The sequence below is a fragment of the Streptomyces sp. NPDC096132 genome (assembly GCF_044763345.1).
GTDB lineage: Bacteria > Actinomycetota > Actinomycetes > Streptomycetales > Streptomycetaceae > Streptomyces.
Genome location: NZ_JBIWGA010000009.1, coordinates 303,108 through 323,818, shown reverse-complemented (window position 1 = coordinate 323,818; position 20,711 = coordinate 303,108). Strand labels below are relative to the sequence as shown.

Here is a 20,711-nt window from a genome sequence, read left to right as displayed (position 1 = left end):
TGTTCGGTGGGTATTCCCCTGGCGTGAGGGAGAGCGCAAGGGTGAAGATCGGACACACCCCGACAGTCTTTGTGATCTAGGGGTTTCAATCGACACCCGCCCAGGTAGGGTCTGGAAGCGTCCAGCTCCCCTTGGAGGAGGTGAGGACCGTGGCAGCCCACGACGACGACATGAACCGCGGCATCCGCCCGGGACGAGGGTCCGACGACCCGGCCGGGCAGATTGCCTACCTTGAGCAGGAGATCGCCGTCCTGCGACGCAAGCTCGCCGACTCTCCGCGACACACGAGGATTCTCGAAGAGCGGATCGTCGAGCTGCAGACCAACCTGGCCGGCGTGTCCGCACAGAACGAGCGACTCGCCAACACACTCCGTGAGGCCCGCGACCAGATCGTGGCCCTCAAGGAAGAAGTCGACCGGCTCGCACAGCCCCCGGCCGGCTTCGGTGTCTTCCTCACGGCGAACGAGGACGGCACGGCCGACATCTTCACCGGAGGCCGCAAACTCCGCGTGAACGTCAGCCCCAGCGTCGAGCTCGACGAGCTCCGGCGCGGCCAGGAACTGATGCTCAACGAAGCGCTCAACGTGGTCGAGGCCATGGAATTCGAGCGGGTCGGGGACATCGTCACCCTCAAGGAGATCCTCGAGGACGGCGAGCGCGCCCTGGTCATCGGGCACACCGACGAGGAACGGGTGGTCAGGCTCGCCGAGCCGCTGCTGGACGTCACCATCCGCCCCGGCGACGCCCTCCTGCTCGAACCCCGCTCCGGCTACGTGTACGAGATCGTCCCCAAGAGCGAGGTCGAGGAACTCGTCCTCGAAGAAGTCCCCGACATCGGCTACGAGCAGATCGGCGGCCTCGGCGGCCAGATCGAGGCCATCCGCGACGCGGTCGAGCTGCCGTATCTCTACCCGGACCTGTTCAAGGAGCACGAACTGCGCCCGCCCAAGGGTGTGCTCCTCTACGGGCCCCCCGGATGCGGCAAGACGCTCATCGCCAAGGCCGTCGCGAACTCGCTGGCCAAGAAGGTCGCCGAAGTGACCGGAGTGGCCGCCGGCAAGAGCTTCTTCCTCAACATCAAGGGCCCCGAGCTCCTGAACAAGTACGTCGGCGAGACCGAGCGGCAGATCCGCCTCGTCTTCCAGCGAGCCAGGGAGAAGGCCAGCGAGGGCACCCCCGTCATCGTCTTCTTCGACGAGATGGAATCCCTCTTCCGCACCCGCGGCTCCGGCGTCAGCTCGGACGTGGAGAACACCATCGTCCCCCAGCTCCTCGCCGAGATCGACGGTGTGGAAGGCCTGCAGAACGTGGTCGTCATCGGCGCCTCCAACCGCGAGGACATGATCGACCCCGCCATCCTGCGCCCCGGCCGCCTCGACGTGAAGATCAAGATCGAGCGCCCGGACGCCGAAGCCGCCAAGGACATCTTCGGCAAGTACCTCACAGAACGCCTCCCGCTGCACTCCGACGACCTCGGCGAGCACGGCGGCAGCAAGGCCACCACCGTCGAAAGCATGATCCAGACGGCAGTGGAACACATGTACGCCGAATCCGAGGAAAACCGCTTCCTGGAAGTCACCTACGCCAACGGCGACAAGGAAGTCCTCTACTTCAAGGACTTCAACTCCGGCGCCATGATCGAAAACATCGTGGGCCGCGCCAAGAAAATGGCGATCAAGGACTTCCTCGAAAAGAACCAGAAGGGCCTCCGCGTCTCCCACCTCCTCCAGGCATGCGTGGACGAGTTCAAGGAGAACGAGGACCTGCCCAACACCACCAACCCCGACGACTGGGCCCGAATCTCCGGAAAGAAGGGCGAACGGATCGTCTACATCCGTACCCTCATCACCGGAAAGCAGGGCGCGGACACCGGACGCTCCATCGACACGGTGGCGAACACCGGACAGTACCTGTAAGAAACAGGGCGGCTGCGGGTGCCCTCAACGGGTACCCGCAGCCGACTGTTTTTCAGGCCACGGCTGGAGCAAGGCAATGACGCAAATGATCTCCCCACCGGCACAGAGGCGTTCTAGGCTCTTTCCTACCGCCGGGTTGCGCAGTGCGGAGAGGACGGGCACCGCACCCGCACCGGAGCACCACCGGTATCTGAGCGGCGCCCACGACCGAGGGCGCCGCCGGGCAAGGAGGGCCGCATGACCGTACGGCGAGTAATGGGCATCGAGACGGAGTACGGGATCTCCGTCCCCGGCCACCCCAACGCCAATGCCATGCTCACCTCATCCCAGATCGTCAACGCCTACGCCGCGGCGATGCACCGGGCCCGCCGGGCCCGCTGGGACTTCGAGGAGGAGAACCCGCTGCGGGACGCGCGAGGCTTCGACCTCGCCCGCGAGGCCGCCGACGCCAGCCAGCTGACCGACGAGGACATCGGCCTCGCCAACGTGATCCTCACCAACGGCGCCCGCCTCTACGTCGACCACGCACACCCCGAGTACAGCGCCCCCGAGGTCACCAACCCACGCGACGCCGTCCTCTGGGACAAGGCCGGCGAGCGGATCATGGCCGAAGCCGCCGAACGCGCGGCCCAGCTACCCGGCGCCCAGCCCATCCACCTCTACAAGAACAACACCGACAACAAAGGCGCCTCCTACGGCACGCACGAGAACTACCTCATGAAGCGGGAAACCGCTTTCTCCGACATCGTGCGCCACCTCACCCCCTTCTTCGTCTCCCGCCAGGTCGTCACCGGCGCCGGCCGCGTCGGCATCGGCCAGGACGGCCACGAACACGGCTTCCAGCTCAGTCAGCGCGCCGACTACTTCGAAGTCGAGGTAGGCCTCGAGACGACGCTGAAGCGCCCCATCATCAACACCCGCGACGAGCCCCACGCCGACGCGGAGAAGTACCGCCGCCTCCACGTGATCATCGGCGACGCCAACCTCTCCGAGATCTCGACCTACCTGAAACTGGGCACGACCGCCCTGGTCCTGTCCATGATCGAGGACGGCTTCATCGCGGTCGACCTGGCCGTCGACCAGCCCGTACGCACGTTGCACCAGGTGTCGCACGACCCGACACTCAAGCGCCTCGTCACCCTCCGCAGCGGCCGCACACTCACCGCCGTCCAGCTGCAGATGGAGTACTACGAACTGTCGCGCAAGTACGTCGAGGAGCGCTTCGGCGCCGACGCCGACGACCAGACCAAGGACGTCCTCGCCCGCTGGGAGGACACCCTCACCCGCCTGGAGAACGACCCCATGAGCCTCGCCGGCGAACTCGACTGGGTCGCCAAACGCGAACTCATGGAGGGCTACCGCCGCCGTGACAGCCTCGACTGGGACGCGGCGAAGCTACACCTCCTGGACCTCCAGTACGCCGACGTACGGGCCGAGAAAGGCCTCTACAACCGCCTCGCGGCCCGCGGCCGTATGAAGCGGCTCCTGGACGAGTCCGAGGTCGAGCGCGCCAAGTCCACGCCCCCGGAGGACACCCGGGCGTACTTCCGCGGCCGCTGCCTCGAGCAGTACGCCGACGACGTCGCCGCCGCCTCCTGGGACTCGGTCATCTTCGACCTGCCGGGCCGGGACTCGCTCCAGCGCGTCCCAACCCTCGAACCTCTTCGCGGAACGCGAAATCACGTCAAGGAGCTCCTGGACCGCTGCCGCACGGCAGAAGACCTGGTCAGGGTCCTGTCAGGCGGCTGAGCAGGCCTCCGGGCGACACCGGACGCTGCCTCGCGGCGGGGTGGAAACCCCGCCGCAAGGGAATCATCGAGATGGCCCTCGTACGTTGGAACAACTACGGGGCCGATGTCGGACCCGCTGTGTAGGGTCTGATCACCACCGATCGGCAGGAAGCCGACCTGCCGAACATGTCGGGCGAACTGAGCGGGGTGAGGGTAATGGCGACCAAGGACACCGGCGGCGGCCAGCAGAAGGCGACGCGCTCCACGGAGGAGGTCGAGGAGCAGGCGGCAGAGGCGCAGGCTTCGGAGGACCTCAAGGAGCGCCACGAGAAGCTGAGCGACGACGTGGACTCCGTCCTGGACGAGATCGACGATGTCCTCGAGGAGAATGCCGAGGACTTCGTCCGTAGTTTCGTTCAGAAGGGCGGCGAGTAGCCTTCGATTCCAAGGCTACGGGGGAGCTTTCGGGTGGCGATGGAAGAAAGCGTGAAGCGTTGCTCGCGGTGCGGGGAATCCAAACCGCGGGCGGCCTTCGCAAGTAACAGGGCTGCCCGTGACGGGCTGCAGGCCTACTGTCGGGAGTGCTGGGCTGCCTATCACCAGGCTCGGCAACTGGCAAAAGGGAGGAACGTCCGGCCGCGAGTGGAGACACCCTCGGGTCACAAGTTCTGTCGCAGTTGCGAGGAGATCAAGCCGCACAGCGAGTGGCACCGCAATGCAACGGCTTCAGACGGGCTCTCCACCAGCTGCAAGGCCTGTCGAGGGGCGAAGGCGCGCGCCCGTCACCTGAAACGAAACTACGGCCTCACCGAAGCCGAGCGTGACGCCATGGTCGCCTCTCAGATGGGGCTCTGCGTGATCTGCCTGAAAGCTCCGGCCGTACATGTGGATCACTGCCACGAGACGGGTAGGGTCCGTGGCGTACTGTGCTTCAACTGCAATTCGGCCATCGGCAAGTTGGGAGACGATCCCGACGCTGTTCGTCGGGCAGCCGCTTACCTGGAAGGAACTCCGTGGAAGCCAACACTCGTAGCACCGGGCGTCTACCAGCTGCCTTCCTGACGCCTGGGTCGTCGTCCTTCATGGACTTTCTGTCCGATCATCAGCCGGAGATGCTGCCGGGCAACCGCCGGCTGCCCCCCACGCAGGGCGTGATCGAGGCGCCGCACGGGACGACGATCGTGGCCGTCACCTTCCCCGGCGGGGTGGTGCTCGCCGGTGACCGGCGGGCGACGATGGGTAACGTCATCGCGCAGCGGGACATCGAGAAGGTGTTCCCGGCGGACGAGTACTCGGCCGTCGGTATCGCCGGCACGGCCGGTCTGGCCGTGGAGATGGTGAAGCTGTTCCAGCTGGAGCTGGAGCACTTCGAGAAGGTCGAGGGGGCGCAGCTCTCGCTGGAGGGCAAGGCGAACCGTCTGTCGACCATGATTCGCAGCAACCTCGGCATGGCGATGCAGGGCCTCGCGGTCGTGCCGCTGTTCGCGGGGTTCGACGTGGACCGCGACAGGGGGCGGATCTTCTCGTACGACGTGACCGGCGGTCGTTCCGAGGAGCACAACTACGCCGCCACGGGCTCCGGCTCGATCTTCGCGCGCGGGGCGATGAAGAAGCTGTTCCGTGACGACCTGTCCGAGGAGCAGGCCACGACGCTGGTCGTGCAGGCCCTCTATGACGCGGCCGACGACGACTCGGCGACCGGTGGTCCCGATGTCGCGCGCCGGATCTATCCGATCGTCACTGTGATCACCGAGGACGGTTTCCGCAGGCTGACGGACGAGGAGTCGTCCGAGATCGCCCGTTTGATTCTCGAGCGTCGGCTGCAGGAGCCGGACGGCCCGCGGGCCGCCCTGCTGTAGGCGGTGGGTTCGTTCTTGTCTCAGGTGATCCAGTGACTTCGACAGAAAGGGACGGATAACCGGTGTCGACGCCGTTCTATGTCTCACCCCAGCAGGCGATGGCGGACCGCGCGGAGTATGCGCGCAAGGGCATCGCTCGTGGCCGCAGCCTGGTTGTGCTGCAGTATGCCGACGGCATTGTGTTCGTCGGTGAGAACCCGTCCCGTGCGCTGCACAAGTTCAGCGAGATCTACGACCGGATCGGCTTCGCGGCGGCCGGTAAGTACAACGAGTACGAGAATCTGCGGATCGGTGGTGTGCGGTATGCCGATCTTCGTGGTTACACCTATGACCGTGACGACGTGACCGCGCGTGGTCTGGCCAATGTCTACGCTCAGACGCTGGGCACGATCTTCTCCTCGGCGGGTGAGAAGCCGTACGAGGTGGAGCTGGTGGTGGCGGAGGTCGGTGAGACTCCGGACGGTGATCAGATCTATCGGCTGCCGCATGACGGGTCGATCGTGGACGAGCACGGTTCGGTGGCGGTCGGTGGTAACGCCGAGCTGATCAGCAACTACCTGGATCAGCGTCATCAGGACGGCATGTCCCTGGCCGAGGCGCTGAAGCTTGCGGTGCAGGCGTTGTCGCGGGAGTCGAACGGTTCGCAGCGGGAGATTCCGGCCGAGCGGCTGGAGGTCGCGGTGCTGGACCGTACGCGTCCGCAGCAGCGGAAGTTCAAGCGGATCGTGGGTCGTCAGCTGTCGCGTCTGCTGGAGGCGGACGGTGCGGCGACGGAGGCGGAGAGTTCCGAGGAGGAGGAGAGCGCCGAGGAGTAGGGCGCCTTCGTCTTCACGCCTTCAGCCTCATCTTCACCCCTTTTCTGTGCCCCGGCCGGTCGACGGTCGGGGCACAGGGCGTTTCAGGGGGCGCCTGGTGGGGCTGTGGAGCCTCGTACGACGAGTTGGACGGGAATGTCCCCGGCGTCCGGTGTTCGGCCCTCCAGGACGGCGAGGAGGGCTTGCATGCCGCGTTCGCCGAAGAGCTCGGCGTCGAGTCGGACGGTGGTGAGTTCGGGGTCGAGGGCGGTGGCGAGGGCGAGGTCGTCGAGGCCGGTGACGGAGATGTCGTCGGGGACGCGCAGGCCGAGGCGGCGGAGGGCTTTGTAGGCGCCTGCGGCGAGTTTGTCGTCGTCGCAGACGATGGCGGTGGGGCGGGGGCCGGGGGTGCTGAGGGCGGTTTCCGCGGCGGTGCGGGCGTCTTCGATGGTGATGGGGGCGGGTGCGGTGCGCAGGGTGGTGCCGGGGAGGGCTGCGAGGCGGGCGGTGAGTTCACGCGCGCGTACGTGGAAGGTCCAGGAGGGGATGTCGGCGGCGAGGTGGAGGAAGTGGCGGTGGCCGAGGCCGAGGAGGTGGTCGGTGATCTGGCGGACGCCGTCGGTGATGTCGAGGTTGACGGTGGCGGCGCCGAGGCTGCCGGTGGGGTCGCTGTCGAGCATGACGAGGGGGAGTTGGTCGCCGCGGATGGCGGTGAGGGCGTCGGCGGCCATGGAGGAGGCGATGACGCCGTCGAGGGCGGCCTGGGCGGAGGCGAAGGGGTCGCGGGCCGGGCCGACGCCTTCGGGGGAGGGGTAGAGGACGACGCCGAAGCCGTGGTCGGCGGCGACGCGGGCGGCGCCGGTGTAGACGCCGGCGAAGAATTCGGTGGTGAGGGCGGGTACCACCAGGAGTACGGTGCGGGTGCGGCCGAGGCGGAGGTTGCGGGCGGCGAGGTTGGGCCGGTAGCCGAGGGTGCGTGCGGCTTCTCGTACGCGTTCGGCCGTGGGCTCGGAGACGCGGCCGCGCCATTTGTCGCCGAGGACGAGGGAGACGGCGGCCTGGGAGACGCCTGCGGCCTGGGCGACGTCACGGCTCGTGGGGCGGGTGCTGCCTTGTGCCACCGTCCGCCTGCTCCTTCGTCTGGACTCGTGAACAGCGCACATGGTACGTATGGCCAACGACGTTATACGTAAAACTTCGACGGACGGGTGAGCGATGGCCACGGGGTACGGGGAGATCCTCAGGGCGAGGCATGCCGCCCGGCTGCTGATCGGCACCCTCGTCGGCCGGCTGCCGAACGCCACCTCCGCGATCGCGATCGTGCTGTTCGTGCGGGCCGGGGGCGGCACGTACAGCCTGGCGGGCGCGCTGGTGTCGGTGTACGGCCTTGCCGGCGCCGTGGGGCAGCCCGTGCTCGGGCGGCTGGTGGATCTGTACGGGCAGCCGCGTGTCCAGTTGCCCGCCGCGCTCGTGTCGGCCCTGGCGATGGGCGTCTTCGCGTTCACCGGTACGGATCCGCTGCCGCTCGCGTACGCGGCCATGGTGGTCGCCGGGCTGTTCACTCCGCCGTTGGAGGGTGGTCTGCGGGCGCTGTGGCCGTCGGTGCTGCGGCGTGAGGAGCAGGTGCCGAGGGCGTACGCGATGGACGCGGTGGCGCAGGAGGTGATGTTCACGGTCGGGCCGCTGTTGGTGACGCTGTGCGCCGCGCTGTGGTCGGAGCGGGCGGCGCTGCTCGTCATGAACGGTGTCGGGGTGCTCGGGGCGCTGTCGGTGGTCGTGTCGCCTCCCTCGCGCGCGTGGCGCTCGGCTCCGCGTGAGGCGCACTGGCTGGGGGCGCTGCGTTCGCCCGGGCTGCTGGTGCTTCTGGGTGCGTTGCTGTTCGTGGGGATCGCGATGGGGTCGATCACGGTGGCCGCGGTGCCGTATGCGGACGGTCACGGCGGGGACGTGGTGTACGGCTGGCTGATGGCGGCGCTGGGGCTGGGGGCGCTCGTCGGGGGTCTGGCGTACGGGGCGCGGGAGTGGGCGGGGGTGCCGGAGCGGCGACTGCGGGTGCTGGTGGCGTTTCTGGCGGTGTGTTATGTGCCGTTGGTGCTGATGCCGGGCGCGGTGGCCATGGTGGCGCTGGCGACGCTGGCGGGGGTGTTCCTGGCGCCGGTGCTGGCGTGTGCGTTCGTCATCGTGGACCGGCATGCGCCGCGTGGCACGGTCACGGAGGCGTTCTCCTGGCTGGTGACGACTTTCACGGTGGGTGCGTCCGTCGGAACGGGTGTCGCGGGTCCTGTGGTGGAGGCGGGCGGGGCGTTGTGGGGGTTTGCCGTTCCGGGGGCCGCGGGTGCCGTGTCGTTGCTGGTTTTGCTGGTCACGGGAAGGGTACTGGCGGCTCCCGTGGGAAGTGCGGTGGTTGCGGCTTCATCGGAAAATGATCCAAACCGTGCTGCCGAACCCCGTTTCAGTTCAGGGGATCGGGCGTAATGTTCAGTCATGGACCGCCGCATTTTCGGGCTGGAGAACGAGTACGGCGTCACGTGCACGTTCAGGGGACAGCGCCGCCTGTCGCCTGACGAGGTGGCGCGGTACCTCTTCCGCCGTGTCGTGTCATGGGGCCGAAGCAGCAATGTCTTTCTGCGGAACGGCGCCCGCCTGTATCTCGACGTGGGATCACATCCGGAATACGCGACACCGGAATGTGACAATGTGACCGAACTGGTCACTCACGACAAGGCCGGCGAGCGCATTCTCGAGGGACTCCTGGTGGACGCGGAACGACGCCTGCACGAGGAGGGAATCGCGGGCGACGTCTACCTCTTCAAGAACAACACCGACTCGGCGGGCAACTCTTATGGTTGCCACGAGAACTACCTGGTGGCCCGGCACGGGGAGTTCTCCCGGCTCGCGGACATCCTGATTCCGTTCCTGGTGACCCGGCAGCTGCTGTGCGGCGCGGGCAAGGTGCTGCAGACGCCCCGTGGGGCGGTGTACTGCGTCAGTCAGCGGGCCGAGCACATCTGGGAGGGCGTCTCCTCGGCGACGACCCGTTCGCGGCCGATCATCAACACGCGGGACGAGCCGCACGCGGACGCGGAGCGTTATCGCCGGCTGCATGTCATCGTGGGCGACTCGAACATGTCCGAGACGACGATGCTGCTGAAGGTCGGCGCGACGGATCTGGTGCTGCGCATGATCGAGGCGGGCACGGTGATGCGGGATCTGACCCTGGAGAACCCGATCCGGGCGATCCGTGAGGTCAGTCATGACATCACGGGCCGGCGCAAGGTGCGTCTGGCGAGCGGGCGTGAGGCCTCGGCGCTGGAGGTGCAGCGCGAGTACTACGAGAAGGCCGTGGACTTCTGCGAGCGCCGCGGGATCCGTACGGGTACGGTCGAGCAGGTCCTGGAGCTGTGGGGCCGGACGCTGGACGCGATCGAGGCGGAGGACCTGGACCGGATCGGCACCGAGATCGACTGGGTGATGAAGTACAAGCTCATCGAGCGGTACCGGGCCAAGCACAACATGACCATGTCGCATCCGCGTGTGGCGCAGATAGACCTCGCCTACCACGACATCCACCGTCGTCGTGGTCTGTACTACCTGCTGGAGCGCAAGGGCCAAGCGAAGCGGATCTGCAACGACTTGAAGATCTTCGAGGGCAAGTCGGTGCCGCCGCAGACGACTCGGGCGCGGTTGCGCGGTGACTTCATCCGGCGGGCGCAGGAGCAGCGTCGGGACTTCACGGTGGACTGGGTCCATCTGAAGCTCAATGACCAGGCGCAGCGCACCGTGTTGTGCAAGGACCCGTTCCGTTCGGTGGACGACCGGGTGGAGAAGCTGATCGCCGGTATGTGAGCGGTGCGTTCCGCGGGAATCCGTGGAACGCAACACGGGCGCCGTACGTTTCCCGTACGGCGCCCTTCTCACGCCGTAGAGTTGCGCGCACGCCCTTCCCAAGATCGACCGATTACGAGGCCCTCATCGTGCGCCGACGCTCCCTCATCCTTGCCGCCGTACCCGCCGGACTGGTCACGCTCGCCGCGTGCGGTGACGACAAGTCCGACTCGAGCAAGGCGAGCGAGGAGGCGTCGCCCTCGGCCTCGGAGACGTCGGCTGCGCCTCCGCCGAAGATCGTGGACGGTCCGTTGCCGGCGATCACGGCGGGTACGAAGTTCGGTGAGAAGCCGACGGTGGCCAAGGGCAGTGGTGATCCGTCGGATCAGCTGGCGGTGAAGACCGTGATCGCGGGCAGTGGTCAGACGGTCGCGGAGAAGGACTTCCTCTGGGCGAACTACCTGGGGCAGATCTGGGACACCGGGAAGGTGTTCGACAACTCCTACGACCGTAAGACGCCGCTGTTCATCCAGCTCTCCCAGGGCAGCATCATCGACGGCTGGCGCTATGCCCTGGCGGGGAAGAAGGTGGGCAGCCGGGTGCAGTTCTCGGTGCCGCCGACCTGGGGTTACGGCAAGGAGGGCCAGTCGCAGGCGGGCATCAAGGGCACCGACACGCTGGTGTTCGTGGTGGATCTGGAGGGCACGTTCAACTCCAAGAGCTCCGCCAAGGGCACGGACGTCCCGCAGGACGACGCCACGCTGCCCAAGGTCGGTACGAACACCGACGGGAAGGCGCCCTCCCTCAAGATCCCCGACAGCGACGCGCCGACGAAGCTGGTGGCGGAGTACGTCATCGAGGGTGACGGCGAGGAGGTCGCGGCGGACAGCACCGTGGTCGTGCAGTACCAGGGCTTCGTCTGGGACACCAAGAAGAAGTTCGACTCCTCGTACGACCGCAGCGCGCCCACGTCGTTCTCGCTCCAGCAGGTCGTGAAGGGCTGGGCGCAGGGGCTGACCGGCAAGAAGGTGGGCAGCCGGGTCGTCATCGTGATCCCGCCGTCGCTGGGCTACGGGGACAACCCGCCGAGTGGCAGCGGCATCGAGAAGGACTCCACGATGGTGTTCACGGTGGACATCCTCGCGGCGTCGTGACGCCGTCCGGGATGAAAGACTGTGTGTTGTTGCCTTTCCGTAGACAAGCAGGAGCAGTGACGTGAGCAACGAGAAGCCCGAGATCGACTTTCCCGAAGGCGCGCCCCCGGCGGACCTCGAGATCAAGGACATCTGGGAGGGCGACGGCGAGGTTGCGCAGGCCGGTCAGACCGTCACCGTCCACTACGTGGGTGTCTCCTTCTCCACCGGTGAGGAGTTCGACGCGAGCTGGAACCGTGGCACGCCGTTCCGCTTCCCGCTGGGTGGCGGCCGGGTCATCAAGGGCTGGGACAAGGGCGTGCAGGGCATGAAGGTCGGCGGCCGTCGCCAGCTGACCATCCCGGCGCACCTGGCCTACGGCGACCAGAGCCCGACCCCGGCGATCAAGCCCGGCGAGACGCTGATCTTCGTCGTGGACCTGCTCGCGGTCTGACCGTCGTACGACTGGTCGCGATCACCTGGGGCCCATGCCTGCCCGGGCATGGGCCCTCGGCTTTTGTCCGGGCGCGGTGGAGCGGTACGGTCGTCGATCGTAAGCACCATAGGGGAGGCGAAGGGCGTCGATGGCCATTGCCAAGGCCGAGCGGCTGATGAACCTCGCGCTGTGCCTGCTGGGGACGCGCAGGCCGCTCAGCAAGCGTGAGCTGCGTGAGTCCATCGAGGCCTATCTGGAAGCGGGCGGCGACGACTCCTTCAACCGGATGTTCGAGCGGGACAAGGACGATCTGCGTGAGCTCGGCCTGGTCATCGAGACCGTGGAGAGCCTGGACGGCGAGATCGGCTATCTGGCCCGCCGGGACAGCAACCGTCTGCCGCCGATCACTCTGGACGCCGAGGAGGCCGCCGCCCTCGGGCTGGCGGCGAAGGTGTGGCAGCAGGCCCGGCTCGCGGGCGCGGCCAGCGGCGCCCTGCAGAAGCTGCGCGCGGCAGGCCTCCCGGAGGACGTGGACCCGTACGAGGCGCACGGCGCGCTGGAGCCCCGGATCCCGGTGCACGAGGCGGCGTTCGAGCCGCTGATGCTGGCCTGCCGTGACCGCCGGCCGGTCGTGTTCGACTACCGCAAGGCCACCGCCGCCCACCCCGAGACCCGGACGGTCGAGCCGTGGGCGCTGGAGTGCTGGCGCGGCCACTGGTATCTGGCGGGCTTCGACCGGGACCGGGGTGCCGAGCGGGTCTTCCGGCTGTCGCGGATCACCGGCAAGGTGCGTTCGCGCGGCGCGAGCTTCACCGCGCCCGTTCCCGACGTGGTCACCGTGCGTGAGACGGTGGCGAGCTGGGCGGGGGAGACCGCCGACCGCAGCGCGCTGATCCGGCTGCGCACCGGTGCCGGGTACCCCTTGCGGGCGAAGGCGACGGCCGTACGGGAACTCGGTGACGGCTGGGACGAGTTGGAGATTCCGTACGGGCACGGGCTGGACGCCTGGCTGGTGGAGTTCGGGCCGGACGTGGTGGTCCTGGAGCCCGCCGAGCTGCGGGCGGACGTCGTGGACCGGCTGCGGGCCGTGGCCAAGGGCTGAGGGGGAGCGGAGCAAGACTGTGGCAGGCAAACCGGCCAGGCCGGCCAACGCGATCGACCAGACCCGGCGGATGCTCTCCCTGGTGACGTATCTCAGGGAGCGCCCCGGCGCGCGGATCGAGGACGTGGCGCGTGCCTTCGGCATCACCGAGGACGAACTGGTCTCGGACCTCGACGTGCTGCCCATGTGCGGCACCAGCTTCCGTGGTGGCGACCTCCTCGACATCGACACCGACGGTGAGCGCATCTGGTGGCACAACCCGGCCGCGCTGGGCGCGGAGGCCGCCGAGCCGCTGCGGCTGGCCGCCGACGAGGCGACCGCGCTGCTGGTGGCCGCCCGTGCGGTGGCGACGCTGCCCGGGCTGCGCGAGGGCGACCGGCAGGCGTTGTTGCGGGCGACGGCGAAGGTGGAGACGGCGGCCGGTGAGGCGGCCGGGGCCAGCTCGCGGCTGTCGGTGACGTTCGAGTCCGAGGGCGGGGTCTTCGCGGACGTCGACCGGGCGATCTCCGAGCGCCGCCGGCTGTGGATCCGCTACTACTCGCCGGCGCGCGACGAGCTCAGTGAGCGCGAGATCGACCCCATCCGCCTGGTCAGCGTGGGGCACACGTACGTGGAGGCATGGTGCCGCCGCTCCGAGGCGCGGCGCACCTTCCGTCTGGACCGGGTCGCCGAGATCCGCATCCTCGACGAGCCGTCGGCGCCGCCCGAGATCGAGCTGCGAGACCTGTCCCAGGCGCTGGTGCAGCCGGCCGCCGAGGATCCGGAGGTCGTCGTCGAGGTCGGTCCGGGCGGCCGCTGGGTCGCCGAGTACTACCCGCACGACAGCGCGGATGAGCTTCCCGACGGCGGGCTGCGTATTACTCTGCGCACGCCCGACCCGGCCTCGCTCAGGCGGCTGGCGCTGCGGCTCGGCCGCGACGGCCGGATCGTGTCGCCGCCGGACCTCGCCGACAGCGCCCGCCGGGCCGCCCGCGACGCGCTGGCGGCGTACGACGGGATCGAGGCGCGGGGAGCGGCCGACGGGCCGTTCGCCCCCGGCGGCGAGCAGCACGGCGGGCGGCGGGGCGAGCAGCGGTACGGCAGGCGGAGCGACGAGCGGTTCGACGAGCGGTTCGACGGGCGGGAGAAGCTGTGAGCGAGTCGGTGACGTCCGGTGCGCGGGGCATCTCGGTGGCCTCGGCCTTCGCGGGCATGCGGAGCGTGGCCCCGGTGACGTTCAGAGCCGGCTGCCCCGACTGCCGCGGTCGCTTCGAGCTCACCGCGGGTGCCCTGCGCCTGGCGATCGGCGCCACCGACCGCACCACCTTCTACTCCTTCACGTGCCCCGACTGCGGTGCGGCCGTCCGCAAGCCCGCCGGGGAGCGGATCGTCGAGCTCCTCACCGGCGGCGGGGTGCGGACCCTGCGGCTGCACACGCCGTAGCAGGGTCTAGGCTCGGCGTCATGTTCTGGCCGATGTTCGCGGTAGCCGTGGGTTTCGTGGGTCTCGCCGTCCTCGCGGTGTTCGCCGTCCGGGTCTTCCTGGAAGCGCAGCGGCTGGGCCGGCAGGTGACCGAGTCCGCCCGGCGCATCAACCGGGCCGCCGAGGAGCTCGAACGGGCGTCGGCGAGCGCGGCCCGGGCTGTGGACGCGCTGTGAGCGGTGCTGTGGTGACCCTGGCGTGGGACTGTGGTGGTTCTGTGAGTCGGGCGCCGAATGCGTTTTGGGCCACTTCGCCCTCCCGCCCCGACGGGGTGGGCGGGTACGCTGCTGATCGCGGCCCGGAGAACGAGGCCCGGACCGCGGACCGGGAGTACGCACGGGGATTGCCTCACGTTCACCCCTGAGCGTTACGATCGCTGCCAGCACGATCGTTCGGACATGTGTCCGACCGGTCGGACAGTACAGCACCCCCACCCAGCCGCCTCGGTGAGAAGGTAAAGACTTATGTTCGGACGGCTCGGCGCCCCCGAGATCATTCTGATCCTCGTCGTCATCATCCTGCTGTTCGGCGCGAAGAAGCTTCCGGACATGGCCCGCTCGCTCGGCAAGTCCGCGCGCATCCTCAAGAGCGAGGCCAAGGCGATGAAGGAAGAGGGCAGCAGCACCACCACCCCGGCGGGCCCGCCGAACAACGGCGAGCAGCCCCCCGCGCAGCGCACCATCCAGGCCGCTCCCGGCGACGTGACCAGCTCCCGCCCGGTCACCGAGCCGACGGACTCGACCAAGCGCTGACGCAGGGCCGGTGACCTCCGGCCCGCCGCACGAGATGGGAACGTGGGTTGCTGAAGTCTGCCCGCAAGCAGGAGAAGGACCCCGAGGGGCGGATGCCCCTCGCGGATCACCTTCGTGAGCTGCGCAACCGGCTCGCGAAGGCGATGCTGGCCATCGTCCTCGTGACGGTCGTCGCCGCCTTCTTCTACAAGGACATCATCGAGTTCTTCACGAACCCGATTCTGAACGCGGTGGGGTGTGACTCGACCTTCTCCGAGCTGGCGCAGCAACGCAGCGGAACCTGCGCCCGCATCGTCCTGAACGGTCTGCTCACCCCCTTCACTCTCGCCCTCAAGGTCTCCTTGATGGCAGGCGTGATCTTCGCGTCGCCCGTGTGGCTGTACCAGCTGTGGGCGTTCGTCGCCCCAGGGCTGCACAAGCACGAGCGCAAGTACGCGTACGCCTTCGTCGGTACGGGCGTTCCGCTGTTCCTCGGCGGTGCCTTCTTCGCGTACAAGACGCTGCCGACGATGGCGAAGGTGCTTCTCGAGTTCTCGCCGGCGGATCTGGACAACCAGCTGCCGCTGGACGATCTGCTCGACCTGATCGTCCGCATGGTGCTCGTGTTCGGTCTCTCCTTCGAGCTGCCGCTGCTGCTGGTCATGCTCAACCTGACGGGGGTGCTGACCGGTCAGCGGATGCTCGGCTGGTGGCGGGCCATGATCATCGGCATTACGGTCTTCGCGGCCGTGGCCACTCCCAGCACCGACCCGCTCACCATGCTGGCGCTGGCCGGGCCCATCTGGATCCTCTACTTCTGCGCGACCGCCTTCTCGCTGCTGAACGACCGCCGCAGGCGCCGTCGCGACGCCCTGGGCCCCGCCGACGACGAGGCTTCCGAGCTGGACCTCACCCCCGAGGAGATCGGCGAGGTCGAGTCGGTGTCCGCGAGCCGCGCCCTGCCGGAGCAGGCGAGCACGGACCGGGTCAACGGGTACGACGACGTGACCTGATCATCGGACCTGACAGAGGCGGCCGGGGCGCTCACGGAGCGCAGCCGGCCGCTTCTGCTTTCCGCCCCTGAACTGCGCGATCGCAGGTTTCACGGACCCATATCCGGATAATGATCGTCCTGTTGTCAGTGGCGCCCGGTACGCTCGAAAGCACGATGACAGAGGACCTCTCACCGGCCGAGCGGTACACGGCGGCGCGCAGGCGTGCCGCTGAGCAGGCCACCGCGCTCGCTTCCTTCCGCGAGATGTACGACTTCGGTCTCGACCCCTTCCAGATCGAGGCCTGTCAGGCACTCGAGGCGGGCAAGGGCGTCCTGGTGGCCGCCCCCACCGGCTCCGGCAAGACGATCGTGGGCGAGTTCGCCGTCCACCTCGCCCTCCAGCAGGGCAAGAAGTGCTTCTACACGACACCCATCAAGGCGTTGTCGAACCAGAAGTACTCCGACCTGTGCCGTCGCTACGGCGCCGAGAAGGTCGGCCTGCTCACCGGCGACAACAGCGTCAACTCCGAGGCTCCGGTGGTCGTGATGACCACCGAGGTCCTGCGGAACATGCTGTACGCCGGTTCGCAGACCCTCCTCGGCCTCGGCTACGTGGTGATGGACGAGGTGCACTACCTCTCCGACCGCTTCCGGGGCGCCGTGTGGGAGGAAGTGATCATCCACCTCCCCGAGTCGGTCACCCTCGTCTCCCTCTCCGCGACCGTGTCCAACGCCGAGGAGTTCGGCGACTGGCTCGACACCGTCCGCGGTGACACCGAGGTGATCGTCTCCGAGCACCGGCCCGTGCCGCTGTTCCAGCACGTGCTCGCCGGACGGCGGATGTACGACCTGTTCGAGGAGGGCGAGGGCCATCGCCGGGCCGTCAACCCCGACTTGACGCGCCTGGCCCGGATGGAGGCCAGCCGGCCCTCCTACCAGGACCGCAGACGCGGCCGTGCCATGCGCGAGGCCGACCGGGAGCGCGAGCGCCGGCAGCGGTCCCGGGTGTGGACGCCCGGGCGCCCCGAGGTCATCGAGCGGCTCGACGCCGAGGGCCTGCTGCCCGCCATCACCTTCATCTTCAGCCGCGCCGCCTGCGAGGCCGCCGTCCAGCAGTGTCTGTACGCCGGGCTGCGGCTCAACGACGAGGACGCGCGGGCCGAGGTCCGCGCCCTGGTCGAGGAGCGCACGGCCGCCATTCCGCGCGAGGACCTGCACGTTCTCGGCTACTACGAGTGGCTGGAGGGCCTGGAGCGCGGTATCGCCGCCCACCACGCGGGCATGCTCCCGACGTTCAAGGAGGTCGTCGAGGAGCTGTTCGTGCGGGGGCTGGTCAAGGCCGTCTTCGCGACGGAGACCCTCGCGCTGGGCATCAACATGCCCGCCCGGTCCGTGGTGTTGGAGAAGCTCGTCAAGTGGAACGGCGAGCAGCACGCCGACATCACCCCCGGCGAGTACACCCAGCTGACGGGGCGTGCGGGGCGGCGCGGCATCGACGTCGAGGGGCATGCGGTGGTGCTGTGGCAGCGCGCCATGAACCCCGACCACCTCGCGGGACTGGCCGGTACGCGCACCTACCCGCTGCGCTCCAGCTTCAAGCCGTCGTACAACATGGCGGTCAACCTGGTCGAGCAGTTCGGCCGGCACCGGTCGCGCGAGCTGCTGGAGACCTCGTTCGCGCAGTTCCAGGCGGACCGCTCCGTCGTCGGCATCTCCCGGCAGGTGCAGCGCAACGAGGAGGGCCTCGAGGGCTACAAGGCCTCCATGACCTGCCACCTCGGCGACTTCGAGGAGTACGCGGCGCTGCGCCGTGAACTCAAGGACCGCGAGACCGAGTTGGCCCGGCAGGGCGTGGCCCAGCGGCGGGCGGAGGCGGCGGTCGCGCTGGAGAAGCTCAAGCCGGGCGACGTCATCCATGTGCCGACGGGGAAGTACGCGGGCCTGGCACTGGTGCTGGACCCCGGACTGCCCGCCGGGCGGGCCAACGGGCACCGCGGCTTCGAACAGCACGACGGGCCGCGCCCGCTGGTGCTGACGGCGGAACGCCAGGTCAAGCGGCTGGCGTCGATGGACTTCCCGGTGCCGGTCGAGGCGCTGGAGCGGATGCGGATCCCCAAGTCGTTCAACCCGCGTTCCCCCCAGTCGCGCCGCGACCTCGCCTCCGCGCTGCGTACGAAGGCCGGGCACATCCCGCCGGAGCGGGCCCGCAAGAAGCGGTCCCAGGCCGCCGACGACCGGGAGATCGCACGGCTGCGGACCGCGATCCGCGCCCATGCGTGTCACGGGTGCGCCGAGCGTGAGGACCACGCCCGGTGGGCCGAGCGCTACCACCGGCTGCTGCGGGACACCTCGCAGCTCGAGCGGCGCATCGAGGGGCGGACCAACACGATCGCCCGCACCTTCGACCGGATCGTCGCGCTGCTGACCGAACTCGACTACCTGCGGGGCAACGAGGTCACCGAGCACGGCAAGCGGCTGGCGCGGCTGTACGGCGAACTCGACCTGCTCGCCAGCGAATGCCTGCGGGCGGGCGTGTGGGAGGGGCTCGCGCCCGCCGAGCTCGCCGCCTGTGTGTCCGCGCTGGTGTACGAGGCCCGGGTCGGTGACGACGCGATGGCGCCGAAGCTGCCCTCCGGTCAGGCCAAGGCCGCGCTGGGGGAGATGGTCCGGATCTGGGGGCGGCTCGACGCCCTGGAGGAGGACTTCCGGATCAACCAGACCGAGGGGGTCGGGCAGCGTGAGCCCGATCTCGGGTTCGCCTGGGCCGCGTACATGTGGGCTTCCGGGAAGGGGCTCGACGAGGTGCTGCGGGAGGTGGAGATGCCGGCCGGGGACTTCGTGCGGTGGTGCAAGCAGGTCATCGACGTGTTGGGGCAGATCTCTGCGGCTTCTCCTGCGGAGGGCTCCACCGTGGCGAAGGCCGCGCGTAAGGCTGTTGATCAGTTGCTGCGGGGTGTGGTCGCCTATTCGTCCGTGGGGTGACATGTTGTCGGGCGGGCGCGGGTCGACTGTGGCTGGTCGCGCCCGCGCGGCGGAGCCGCATATCGATACAGCCCCGCGCCCCTGGGTGAGTTCTACCCCTCGTTCAGATATGAGCGCCAGCTTCCGTACCGTGTGATGTCCTCTGATTCCTTCAGAGCGCTCGGCTCGCACAGGAAACCGGGGACTCGGCTGCCGTCCACCAGTTCGACGCTGCCCAACGCCATCGGGCGCGGGAGCGACGACAGCAGGCGGCCCAGTCCCTCCGCCGGGAGGCGCCAGACCTCGGCCTCGATCTCCGTGCCTCCCTCGCCCACATACTCCAGGCCCGGCTTCGGTGGTGTCGTGCGCAGGGCGTGCAGGCGGTAGAGCGGGGCCGTCGTGGTCGTGCGGTCCAGTACGGCCCCCAGGGACAGGAGCTGGGGGTTCAGGGGCTGGCCCGTCAGATGGGCGCCCACGACGGCCACGTACGCCGAGGGCTGGAGCAGGGCCGCGATCCTCGCGAGCCGTTCGTCCGTATGGGCCGGGCCGATCAGCATCACGCCGAACGGGAGGCCGTTCACCTCGCCGGACGGGACGGCGGCCGCCGCCAGGTCGAAGAGGTTCGTGGAGTTGGTGAAGCGGCCGAGGCGCGCGTTGGCGCCCAGGGGGTCGGCGGCCACCTCGGCGAGGGTGGGATGGCCGGGGGCGGTGGGCAGGAGCAGGGCGTCCGCGTCGGCGAGTTCCGACAGGGCCCGGGTGCGCAGGACTTCCAGCCGGTCCTGGTCCGCGAAGAGCTGGTGGGCCGGGATGTCGCGGGCGCGGGTGATGATGCCGGCGACCGTGGGGTCGAGGCCCTCGCCACCCTCCGAGATCAACTTGTCGACAAAGCTGCCCACCGCTGTGTAGCGCTCGGCGACGAACGCGCCCTCGTAGAGCATCGTGGCCGCCTCGGTGAAGGGCGTGAGGTCGATCGTGCGGATCCGCGCCCCGGCCGCCGCGAGCCGCCGTACGGCTGCCTCGTAGGCCTCCGCCCAGCCCTCGTCGAGTGCGCCGAGCTGGTCGAGCGGCGGGACCGCGACGCGCCAGGGGCCGGAGGGCCGGCCGGGGAGGGACGGGGTGGTGCCGGTCGTCATGTGGGCCAGCGCCTGCTCGGCCTCCGGGAGGGTGCGGGCGAAGACGGTGACGCAGTCGAGCGAGGCGCAGGCGGGGACCACGCCCTGGGTCGGGACCAGGCCACGGGTGGGCTTGAGGCCGACGATGCCGTTGAAGGCGGCCGGGACCCGGCCCGAGCCCGCCGTGTCCGTACCGAGGGCGAAGTCGACGATGCCGAGGGCCACCGCGACGGCCGAGCCGGAGCTGGAGCCGCCGCTGATCCGGGCCGGGTCGTGGGCGCCCCGTACCGCGCCGTGCGGGGAGCGGGTGCCGACCAGGCCCGTCGCGAACTGGTCCAGGTTCGTCGTGCCCAGGAGGAGGGCGCCGGCCGCGCGCAGTCCGGCGACCACCGGGGCGTCCTCGGCCGGTTCGTAGGCGTACGCCGGGCAGCCCGCCGTCGTGGGCAGGCCGGCCACGTCGATGTTGCCCTTGGCGGCGAAGAGACGGCCGGCGAGCGGGAGGCGGGCACCGGAGGCGAGGCGCTCGTCGAGCGCCCGGGCCTCCGCCTCGACCTCCGCCCGCGGGCGCAGGTCGATCCAGATCTCGGGGCGGTCGACGGCGTCGATACGGGCGTAGGCCGCGCGGACCCGGGAGACAGTGGTGGACATGTGCGGTTC

At 69.1% G+C, this 20,711-nt stretch carries 19 protein-coding genes; 17 read left to right on the top strand and 2 right to left on the bottom strand.

Annotated elements, in window-relative coordinates:
- Positions 1–149 precede the first annotated feature (149 nt).
- The 6 genes from arc to prcA all read left to right on the top strand — a co-directional run bounded on the left by arc (position 150) and on the right by prcA (position 6,320).
- Positions 150–1,916 carry a proteasome ATPase gene (gene arc / locus ACIRF9_RS23415; RefSeq protein ID WP_403825378.1) on the top strand — a complete coding sequence of 589 codons (1,767 nt, stop codon included), beginning with the start codon at positions 150–152 and terminating at the stop codon, positions 1,914–1,916.
- A 237-nt stretch (positions 1,917–2,153) separates the two neighbouring features.
- Complete coding sequence (dop, locus tag ACIRF9_RS23410) at positions 2,154–3,665, top strand: depupylase/deamidase Dop (RefSeq protein WP_403825375.1); 1,512 nt, start codon at positions 2,154–2,156, stop codon at positions 3,663–3,665.
- A 197-nt stretch (positions 3,666–3,862) separates the two neighbouring features.
- Positions 3,863–4,081 (top strand): ubiquitin-like protein Pup, encoded by a 219-nt coding sequence (locus ACIRF9_RS23405; RefSeq protein ID WP_031486664.1) that lies wholly within the window; start codon positions 3,863–3,865, stop codon positions 4,079–4,081.
- A gap of 39 nt (positions 4,082–4,120) precedes the next feature.
- Positions 4,121–4,708, top strand: coding sequence for an endonuclease VII domain-containing protein (locus ACIRF9_RS23400; protein ID WP_403825526.1), 588 nt, complete (start codon positions 4,121–4,123; stop codon positions 4,706–4,708).
- A complete protein-coding gene (prcB, locus tag ACIRF9_RS23395; protein ID WP_403825373.1) occupies positions 4,660–5,505 on the top strand; it encodes a proteasome subunit beta in 846 nt (281 codons plus the stop codon). The genes ACIRF9_RS23400 and prcB overlap by 49 nt, the downstream gene beginning before the upstream one ends.
- 62 nt (positions 5,506–5,567) lie before the next feature.
- Positions 5,568–6,320: a proteasome subunit alpha gene (gene prcA, locus ACIRF9_RS23390; protein ID WP_403825371.1), complete on the top strand. Its 753-nt coding sequence runs from the start codon at positions 5,568–5,570 to the stop codon at positions 6,318–6,320.
- Positions 6,321–6,403: 83 nt separating this feature from the next.
- Here prcA and ACIRF9_RS23385 read toward each other — a convergent pair whose 3' ends face one another.
- Entirely contained in the window at positions 6,404–7,420 is a 1,017-nt protein-coding gene (locus ACIRF9_RS23385) for a LacI family DNA-binding transcriptional regulator (protein WP_403825369.1), read from the bottom strand.
- Positions 7,421–7,514: 94 nt separating this feature from the next.
- Between ACIRF9_RS23385 and ACIRF9_RS23380 the strand changes: the two genes are divergently transcribed.
- From ACIRF9_RS23380 to ACIRF9_RS23330, 11 genes are all read left to right on the top strand, one after another.
- Entirely contained in the window at positions 7,515–8,774 is a 1,260-nt protein-coding gene (locus ACIRF9_RS23380; protein WP_403825366.1) for an MFS transporter, read from the top strand.
- A gap of 9 nt (positions 8,775–8,783) precedes the next feature.
- Positions 8,784–10,145, top strand: coding sequence for a Pup--protein ligase (pafA, locus tag ACIRF9_RS23375; RefSeq protein WP_403825363.1), 1,362 nt, complete (start codon positions 8,784–8,786; stop codon positions 10,143–10,145).
- 128 nt (positions 10,146–10,273) lie between these two features.
- A complete protein-coding gene (locus ACIRF9_RS23370; RefSeq protein WP_403825360.1) occupies positions 10,274–11,278 on the top strand; it encodes an FKBP-type peptidyl-prolyl cis-trans isomerase in 1,005 nt (334 codons plus the stop codon).
- Positions 11,279–11,339: 61 nt separating this feature from the next.
- Entirely contained in the window at positions 11,340–11,711 is a 372-nt protein-coding gene (locus ACIRF9_RS23365; protein ID WP_403825357.1) for an FKBP-type peptidyl-prolyl cis-trans isomerase, read from the top strand.
- 130 nt (positions 11,712–11,841) lie between these two features.
- The gene (locus ACIRF9_RS23360) at positions 11,842–12,795 is read left to right on the top strand and encodes a helix-turn-helix transcriptional regulator (protein ID WP_403825355.1); all 954 of its coding nucleotides are present in this window, start codon (positions 11,842–11,844) and stop codon (positions 12,793–12,795) included.
- Positions 12,796–12,814: 19 nt separating this feature from the next.
- Entirely contained in the window at positions 12,815–13,930 is a 1,116-nt protein-coding gene (locus tag ACIRF9_RS23355) for a helix-turn-helix transcriptional regulator (protein ID WP_403825352.1), read from the top strand.
- Complete coding sequence (locus ACIRF9_RS23350; protein ID WP_403825349.1) at positions 13,927–14,217, top strand: hypothetical protein; 291 nt, start codon at positions 13,927–13,929, stop codon at positions 14,215–14,217. The genes ACIRF9_RS23355 and ACIRF9_RS23350 overlap by 4 nt, the downstream gene beginning before the upstream one ends.
- 20 nt (positions 14,218–14,237) lie before the next feature.
- Entirely contained in the window at positions 14,238–14,432 is a 195-nt protein-coding gene (locus tag ACIRF9_RS23345) for a hypothetical protein (RefSeq protein WP_403825347.1), read from the top strand.
- A 288-nt stretch (positions 14,433–14,720) separates the two neighbouring features.
- The gene (tatA, locus tag ACIRF9_RS23340) at positions 14,721–15,008 is read left to right on the top strand and encodes a Sec-independent protein translocase subunit TatA (RefSeq protein WP_403825344.1); all 288 of its coding nucleotides are present in this window, start codon (positions 14,721–14,723) and stop codon (positions 15,006–15,008) included.
- A gap of 47 nt (positions 15,009–15,055) precedes the next feature.
- Positions 15,056–16,000 carry a twin-arginine translocase subunit TatC gene (gene tatC, locus ACIRF9_RS23335; RefSeq protein WP_403825341.1) on the top strand — a complete coding sequence of 315 codons (945 nt, stop codon included), beginning with the start codon at positions 15,056–15,058 and terminating at the stop codon, positions 15,998–16,000.
- A gap of 110 nt (positions 16,001–16,110) precedes the next feature.
- Positions 16,111–18,963, top strand: a complete 2,853-nt coding sequence (locus ACIRF9_RS23330; protein ID WP_403825338.1) for a DEAD/DEAH box helicase — start codon at positions 16,111–16,113, stop codon at positions 18,961–18,963.
- Positions 18,964–19,055: 92 nt separating this feature from the next.
- Here ACIRF9_RS23330 and atzF read toward each other — a convergent pair whose 3' ends face one another.
- Positions 19,056–20,702, bottom strand: coding sequence for an allophanate hydrolase (gene atzF / locus ACIRF9_RS23325; RefSeq protein WP_403825335.1), 1,647 nt, complete (start codon positions 20,700–20,702; stop codon positions 19,056–19,058).
- Positions 20,703–20,711: the final 9 nt, after the last annotated feature.